Origin of the sequence: Roseovarius dicentrarchi (assembly GCF_003316635.1) — a bacterium.
In the GTDB taxonomy this organism is placed as follows: domain Bacteria; phylum Pseudomonadota; class Alphaproteobacteria; order Rhodobacterales; family Rhodobacteraceae; genus Roseovarius; species Roseovarius dicentrarchi.
In genome coordinates, this window is record NZ_QNQP01000062.1 from 1 (window position 1) to 1,933 (window position 1,933).

Genomic DNA, 1,933 nt, shown 5'->3' on the forward strand with positions numbered 1-1,933 from the left:
ATTTCGCGCGCAGGCTCAAGACACTCAACGGTCTCACGCCCTACGAATACATCTGCAAAATCTGGACTTCAGAGCCAGATCGATTCATCGTTAATCCGATCCACCAGATGCCGGGACTGAACACCTACGAGGCACGCCTGAAGACCGGCGCGCCGTGACGCGGGATACGCGTCAGTTTCGCGCATAGAAATCCTCGTAGCGCACGATGTCATCCTCGCCCAGATAGCTGCCGGTCTGCACCTCGATCAATACCATTGGCACTTTGCCGGGATTCTCCATCCGGTGAACCGCGCCAAGCGGGATATAGATCGACTGGTTTTCGCTGAGCAGGCTGACATCGTTACCGACAGTGACACGCGCCGTGCCTTCGACAACAATCCAATGCTCGGACCGGTGGTGATGGCTTTGCAGGCTGAGCGCCGCACCGGGATGCACGACGATACGCTTAACCTGAAACCGCCCCCCAATGGCGAGGCTTTCATACCAACCCCAGGGACGATAATCGCGCGGCAGTTGTACCGCCTGACTGGCGCCGCATGCCTTTAATGCGCTCACTGCCTCCTTGACGCGCTGCGCTTCGGATTTATGGGCGACCAGCACCGCGTCGTTCATAGCAATGGCGACGATATCGGTCAGCCCGATCCCGACCAACTCCAGCCCCGGCGTTTCGGAACGCAAAAGCGTGTCACTACAAGAGATCGCCGTGGCATGGTCTGAGCAGACATTGCCCTGATCGTCCGGCCCAGATTCCAGCCAGACCGCATCCCAGTCCCCCAGATCCGACCAGCGCGCGGAATAAGGCATGACCGCCAGATTATCCGCCTTCTCCATGATCGCATAATCGATCGAGATATCATCTGCGTCCGACCATGGTCCAGCCTCCAGCCGGGTAAAGCCCAGATCGCACACCGCCCCTGCCAGCGCGGCCTGCACCGCTTCCAGCAGGGCTGGTGCATGTTTGCGATACGCGTCAATCACAGCGCGTGCCGTGAACAGAAAAATCCCCGCGTTCCACAGAAAATTGCCGGCATCCAGCATATCGCGCGCCCGCGCTGCGTCCGGTTTTTCAACGAAGCGGGCCAGAGCCTGAGGCGTCTGTGCCCCTGCATCCATCCCCTTAGCCAGTTCCAGATAGCCATAGCCGGTTTTGGGGCGGTCAGGCGCGATGCCGAATGTCACCAGATCGCCCAGAAGCGCGCGCGGCACCGCAGCAGTGATCGTGGCCCGAAAGGCCACCGCATCGGGAATGACGTGATCGGACGGCGCAACCAGCATGAGGGCGTCCGCGTCGTTTTCTGCCAGCCACATCGCGGCGGCCAGCACTGCGGGAGCCGTGTTGCGCTCCTCCGGTTCGACCAGAATGCCTTGGGGTGACTGGCTGATCTGGGCAAGCTGCTCGGTCACGATAAAACGGAAAGGATCGCCCGTCACGATAAGCGGCGCGGCAAAGTCATCGCCCGAGAGACGTCGGCCGGAGGCCTGAAACAGGCTTTCGTCGCCCATGAGACGCGCGAATTGCTTGGGGTATGATTTGCGCGACAAAGGCCAAAGCCGGGTGCCTGCACCGCCACACAAGAGAACTGGATGAATCATTAGGTAGCCTATTCAGTAACGCCCGTAAGGCGGGTTCGGGAGGGCGTGCCCGGACGGAGCCGGGATAAAAACCGTTGCGCGTCTGAACATGGCACGGCCCATTCCAGCAGTCCACTGCGCCCGGCGGTATAAATATGCAAAGATGCGGGCCAATCACGGTGATAATTTCATGCACGGATGGGGATGATATTATCTCAGCACGATCTTGGATGACTAGGTGTTCAGTCCCGGCATCTGGTGGATCGGATTAACGATGAATCGATCTGGCTCTGAAGTCCAGATTTTGCAGATGTATTCGTAGGGCGTGAGACCGTTGAGTGTCTTGAGCCTGCGCGCGAAA

At 59.3% G+C, this 1,933-nt stretch carries 1 protein-coding gene and 1 pseudogene; both read right to left on the reverse strand.

Features of this window, described 5'->3' with window-relative positions; translation table 11 throughout:
* Positions 1-171 precede the first annotated feature (171 nt).
* Entirely contained in the window at positions 172-1,593 is a 1,422-nt protein-coding gene (locus DQ230_RS16770) for a mannose-1-phosphate guanylyltransferase/mannose-6-phosphate isomerase (protein ID WP_113913696.1), read from the reverse strand.
* A gap of 213 nt (positions 1,594-1,806) precedes the next feature.
* A pseudogene (locus DQ230_RS16775) lies at positions 1,807-1,933 on the reverse strand (IS481 family transposase); the annotation flags it as partial.

Coding starts and splice junctions, on each gene's coding strand:
- DQ230_RS16770 (WP_113913696.1), bottom strand. CDS start 1,593: ATGATTCATCCAGTTCTCTTGTGTGGCGGTGCAGGCACCCGGCTTTGG.